Source organism: Thermococcus sp. (assembly GCF_026991495.1).
Classification (GTDB): domain Archaea; phylum Methanobacteriota_B; class Thermococci; order Thermococcales; family Thermococcaceae; genus Thermococcus.
Genome location: NZ_JALXBJ010000054.1, coordinates 1 through 4,759 on the forward strand (window position 1 = coordinate 1; position 4,759 = coordinate 4,759).

A 4,759-nucleotide genomic window follows, 5' to 3' on the forward strand; every position below is an offset into this window, starting at 1 on the left:
TTGCGTGGGTCATTGGGGGCTTAGCGATCCTCTACTTAATGAGGGCCCGTTACCCTTCCGTTTTCTCTCTGTCGAGTTCGGCCATGGCCGTTTACGTTATCCTGGCCGTCGCGATAGCCATCTTCTTGGCCTACTACTTCTTTCAGAGGGAGGAGAGCGAGCCGGTTGAGAACAGGCACGTTCTCGCGAGGGCCCTTATCAGGGAGTTCTACGCCCCTCTAAGAGATGCCGTAGAGAACAACGATTTGGATAGGGTGCGGGCCCTGGCCGGGAGGCTGCTTGATGACCCAGTGGTCTCAAGGGCGTTTGAAGTCCTCGGGGAGGGGAATCCAAAGCTGACAGCGTACGCACTCTACATCTACGCGTCCAGGGAGTTCGTGAGCAGGAATGAGATCAGGGAGGCCCTTCAAAGGACCGACAACAGGCTTTCAAAACTTCTCCTAAAATCCCTCCTTGAGGGGAATTAAGGCCAACAGTGGATAAAAGGTTATTAAGCACCCCTCCTATATAGTAAATGGTGATGGCCATGGTTCAGGCGTACATAAAGGAGAAGACGAAGGAGTTCACGAGGGAGGAGAAGGAGAAGCGCTACAAGTACCTTGGAAAGGAGGTCATAGACGTCGGCGATCCCGGACTGGACAGCATACCCGAGTTCTACGGAATAGCCAATGCCATCTGGAAGGACTGGAAGGATGGCGAAATAAGCACCAAGACCGCCCTCGGCAGGCTCGCGCTGCTCAAGCTGCTCACCTACAAGACCAAGAACAGGAAGATAGCCGACATCCCGGAGGACGATCTTGAGGAGGTCAGGAAGTTCATCGACTACGTGAGGCAGGTCATAAAGAACGAGAGCAGGAGGAGGGGCGAGCCCGAGGAGGAGCGCTCGGAGGAGAACGCTTGATCTCTAACTCAAGCTTTTCATTATCTCGACGCTATAGCAAGCTGCGCTGATCCCTACCTGTAAAGCTCTCTGTTCATCCTGGGAACCAGTGCCATTAGAACGGCAAGCTTGTTCAGCTCCCTTTCTCGGCAGGATACCGTGCGTGAGGTAATCTATGGCTCCAATTTTCTTCTCTTTAAGTCCCTTTCCCCAACGAGCTCGTCCATGGCCTTTCTCGCTTCAACCCCCTCCTCTATCCTCTTGATCACGTAGGGGGATACTCAAAGCCCGGGCCGTGACCTATGGTGATCCACCTCTCTCTATCGAGGATAGCGCAGAACTGGATGTCGAAATAGCCCGTGAGCGAGGCTGGGACAGGATAAACGCCCGCTCCTATTCCAACCCCGATATCCGCTTTTCCCTTTTCCAGGGCTTGCTTAGCGCGGTTTATCACCCCTCTGATGGTCTCCTCCATTCCAACGGGCTGGTCTGGTACCACACTTTCAATGTCCGCACCGAAAACCTCGGTGTCTGGGTACACCAGTCCCATTATCTCCCTGACTGCCAGAATTTCGTTGGGTTTGTAGATCCGACGGCGATTCTCATGGACATCCCCATTTCAAGACTTCCAAAAACCTTATAAGGTCCCCTCCCAATTCCCCCCGATACCCATGAGGGGGGAGTGTTTTATCCTCCGCTTTGCCCGTTTCGAGGCTTAAATCCCCTTTCTGGGTTAGCCTTGACTATCACTTCTGGAGGGTTCTGCCATGATTAAGGAGCCTGAGCTTAGGGAGTACAACCCGGGAAAGCTTGAGGAGAAGATAGAGCGCTTTTGGAAGGAGAACGACACCTACGAGAAGGTCAAGGCCAGCAGAGCCAACGGGCCCAAATACTACTTCCTCGACGGGCCACCATACGTCAGCGGTGCCATACACCTTGGAACGGCATGGAACAAGATAATCAAGGACATGATAATCCGCTTCAGAACGATGCAGGGATACAACGTTAGGAGACAGCCGGGCTTCGACATGCACGGCCTTCCAATAGAGGTCAAGGTCGAGCAGGCCCTTGGTCTCAAAGTTAAGAAGGAGATAGAGACCAAGATAGGCGTTGACAACTTCATAAAGAAGTGCAAGGAGTTCGCCCTCAACAACCTCAAAATCATGACCGAGCAGTTCAAGATGCTCGGCGTCTGGATGGACTGGGACAATCCCTACATGACCATAAAGAACGAGTACATCGAATCCGGCTGGTTTACCCTAAAGCGGGCCTGGGAGAAGGGGCTTTTGGAGAGGGACAAGCGCGTCCTCCACTGGTGTCCGAGGTGTGAGACGGCTTTAGCTGAGCACGAGGTTCGCGGTGAGTACAGGCTCAGAAAGGACCCGAGCGTCTACGTCAAGTTCCCGGTTGAAGGAAAAGAGAACGAGTACCTCCTCATCTGGACTACAACGCCCTGGACTCTGCCGGCCAACTTAGCTGTCGCAGTTCACCCAGAATACGAGTACGCCAAGGTTAGGGTCGAGACCGATTCTGGAGAGGAGTACTGGATAATAGCGAAGGCCCTCGCTGATAGGGTTCTCAACGAGATCGGCGTCAAGGGCGAAATCGTTGAGACCTTCAAGGGCGAGGAGCTTGAAGGCCTTCGCTACATCCACGTCCTCATGGAGGAGTACCCAGCCCAAAAGGAGTTCCGCGAGAAGTACGAGTGGGCTCATCGCGTTATCCTCGGCGAGCACGTAACGCTTGAAGACGGTACCGGCTTAGTTCACACCGCACCCGGCCACGGTGAGGAGGACTTTGATGTCGGAAGGAAGTACGGCCTGCCGGTTTACAGCCCCGTTGACGACGAGGGACGCTACACAGAAGGAAAGTGGAAGGGAACCTACGTCAAGGACGCAGACCCGCAGATAATCGAGCACCTTCGTGAGAAGGGCTACCTCGTCAAGGCTGGAACGATAGAGCACAAGTACCCCCACTGCTGGCGCTGTAAGACCCCGCTCATCTTCAGAGCAACAGACCAGTGGTTCCTCAAGGTCAGCAAGGTCAAGGATAAAATAATAGCCGAGAACGACGAGAAGGTCACCTGGTATCCAGACTGGGTCAAGGTTCGCTACGACAACGGCGTTCTCAACTCCGGCGACTGGGTCATAAGCAGGCAGCGCTACTGGGGAATACCGCTCCCGATATGGCAGAGCGAAGACGGCGAGATATACGTCGTCGGGAGCTTTAAGGAGCTGGTCGAGAAGAGCGTGGCGATAGAGGTCAACGGCGAGAGAATAGAGCTCCCCGAGAGCTACGAGGAGAAGCTGAAGGTCATAGAGGAGAAGCTCGGGCCAGAAGACCTGCACAGGCCCTACGTTGATGCCTTCATCATAAAGGTCAACGGCAAGGAGATGCGCCGCGTCAAGGACGTCGTTGACGTCTGGTTCGACAGCGGAATAGCCAGCTGGGCTTCGCTGGACTACCCGAGGACTGAGGAGAACTTCGAGAAGCTCTGGCCCGCTGATTTCATCGTTGAAGGCGAGGACCAGGTTACCAAGTGGTTCTACTCCCAGCAGGCCGCTTCGGTTATAGCCTTCGACACCGTTCCATACAGAGCGGTTGCCATGCACGGCTACGTCCTCGATGAGAAGGGCGACAAGATGAGCAAGAGCCTCGGCAACATCATCCGCCCTGAGGAGGTTGTCCAGAAGGAGGGCAGAGACCCGTTCCGCTTCTATATGCTCTGGGCCACCAACCCGTGGGAGAACCTCCGCTTCAGCTGGAAGGGCCTTGCACAGGTTAAGAGGATGCTCAACATACTCTGGAACGTCTACGTTCTCAGCGCCACTTACATGAGCCTCGACGACTTTGACCCAACCAAACTCAACCCGGAGGAGCTTCCCTTCAGGGAAGAGGACCGCTGGATTCTAAGCAGGGTCAACAGCCTCATAGGTGACGTCACCGAGGGCATAGAGACCTTCAGGCTGACCAAAGCTACAAGGGCGATATACAACTTCGTAGTTGAGGATTTGAGTCGCTGGTATGTCAGGCTCATCAGGAAGCGCATGTGGGTTGAAAGCAACGACCCGGACAAGTTAGCGGCCTACTATACCGTCTGGAAGGTCTTTGACGTTCTCCTGAGGCTCATGGCACCCTTCACGCCCTACATAGCAGAGGAGATATACCAGAACCTCCTGAGGCCTTTCATCGGCGTCGAGAGCGTCCACACCCTCGGCTGGCCAGAGACTGATGAGAGGGCCATAGACGAGGAACTTGAGCGCGAGATGGACGTTGTAAGGAAAATCGTCGAGGCAGGCTCTTCGGCTAGGCAGAGGGCCAAGATAAAGCTCCGCTACCCTGTGAGGAGGATAATCATCGAGACCGAGGACGAAACGGTAAAGAAGGCCGTCGAGAGGCTGAACAGGCTCCTGAGAGACCAGCTCAACGCCAAGGAAGTGACCGTTGGCAGGGTCGAGCGCGAGCTCGTCATAAAGCCGAACTTCGCGAAAGTTGGGCCGGAGTTCAGGGGCGACGCAAAGCTCGTCATAGCTTGGATAAGCGAGCACGGGAAGGAGCTCTACGATAAGGGCGAAATGGAGGTTGAAATCGAAGGAAAGACCTTCCACCTCACGAGGGAGCACCTGGCTGTAGAGGAGAAGTTGCCGGACTTCCTCGTTGGTGAAGAGTTTGAGGGCGGAAGGGTCTTTGTGGACAAGACCCTCACGAGGGAGCTTTTAGCTGAGGGCTTCGCCAGGGAGTTCGTCAGGAGGATACAGGAGATGCGCAAGAGACTTGATTTGGACGTCAACGACCGCATTAGGGTCACCATAGAGACGAGCGAAGAGAACCGCGAGCTTCTCAGCGAAAACCTCGACTACATCATGAAGGAGACGAGGG

The 4,759-nt window shown here is 54.8% G+C and carries 4 protein-coding genes; 3 read left to right on the top strand and 1 reads right to left on the bottom strand.

Going from position 1 to position 4,759, the window contains the following annotated elements:
• Together MVB78_RS06855 and MVB78_RS06860 are read left to right on the top strand one after the other, a co-directional pair.
• Positions 1–467: hypothetical protein (locus MVB78_RS06855; protein WP_297489671.1), on the top strand; the 467-nt coding region annotated here is incomplete at its 5' end.
• A 59-nt stretch (positions 468–526) separates the two neighbouring features.
• Positions 527–901: a hypothetical protein gene (locus tag MVB78_RS06860; RefSeq protein WP_297489676.1), complete on the top strand. Its 375-nt coding sequence runs from the start codon at positions 527–529 to the stop codon at positions 899–901.
• Between the two features lie 244 nt (positions 902–1,145).
• Here the strand turns inward: MVB78_RS06860 and MVB78_RS06865 are convergent, their stop codons facing one another.
• Positions 1,146–1,430, bottom strand: coding sequence for a DUF84 family protein (locus tag MVB78_RS06865; RefSeq protein WP_297489673.1), 285 nt, complete (start codon positions 1,428–1,430; stop codon positions 1,146–1,148).
• Positions 1,431–1,647: 217 nt separating this feature from the next.
• Here MVB78_RS06865 and ileS point away from each other — a divergent pair.
• Positions 1,648–4,759 (top strand): isoleucine--tRNA ligase (gene ileS / locus MVB78_RS06870; protein WP_297489675.1); only part of this gene is annotated, 3,112 nt, incomplete at its 3' end.

Coding starts and splice junctions, on each gene's coding strand:
- MVB78_RS06860 (WP_297489676.1), top strand. CDS start 527: ATGGTTCAGGCGTACATAAAGGAGAAGACGAAGGAGTTCACGAGGGAG.
- MVB78_RS06865 (WP_297489673.1), bottom strand. CDS start 1,430: ATGGGACTGGTGTACCCAGACACCGAGGTTTTCGGTGCGGACATTGAA.